Here is a 638-nt window from a genome sequence, read left to right as displayed (position 1 = left end):
GACTTTTAATCCGCTGGTCGCTGGTTCGAATCCAGCAGGGCCCACCAGCATCTTCGGATTGCCCCAAAAGCCCGCGCCAATGACGCGGGCTTTTTTCGTCACAGACGCCGCGCCCGTTGCCGCCTCCCCGGGTCTTGCCTATTCTCGGGGTCGGAACCGCACACAACAGCGCAGGGAAGAGCGGGGAAAGGCATGGAGCCCGAGCTGCAAAGCGACTACCGTCGGCCGCAGCCGGCCCCCTACTTCAATCTCACCGGTCGCGTCCTCGCGATCGCACTCGGCACCTTCATCGGTGTCTTCGGCGCCGCGATGGCCTTCTATCATTACTGGAAGTGGGACGTGAGCCGACAATTCCAGGCCGCCGCCAGCCAGGCCCGGAGCGCCCTGGCAGACAGGCGGGAATGGCAGGCGGCGCGGGACGAGCGGGACGCGGCCCTGCGCCGGCGACAGGCACGTGAGCGTCGAGAGCATCAGGCGACCATCGACCAGGCTGGGCGAACCTGCAACTTCTGGCGACAGGAATACGCCGACGACCCCACGAGCAAGGCCAGGCTCTACAGGGACACGGCGTGTAACCGGCTCGAATCACTCAGGTAGCAATGCTCTACTTCGCCTACGGCGCCAACACCGACCCCGTC

General features: G+C 65.5%; 1 protein-coding gene. It reads left to right on the top strand.

What is annotated here, in order from left to right; all coding sequences use genetic code 11:
* Nucleotides 1–192 precede the first annotated feature (192 nt).
* A complete protein-coding gene (locus G7A99_RS23515) occupies nucleotides 193–597 on the top strand; it encodes a DUF4448 domain-containing protein (RefSeq protein WP_163144468.1) in 405 nt (134 codons plus the stop codon).
* Nucleotides 598–638: the final 41 nt, after the last annotated feature.

The organism is Arhodomonas sp. KWT, from assembly GCF_010993615.1.
Note: the sequence above shows the minus strand (reverse complement) of the source record. Positions and strands in the feature narration are given on the sequence as shown.

Excerpts from the sequence above, each read along its gene's own strand:
- G7A99_RS23515 (WP_163144468.1), top strand. The coding sequence starts at position 193 with ATGGAGCCCGAGCTGCAAAGCGACTACCGTCGGCCGCAGCCGGCCCCC.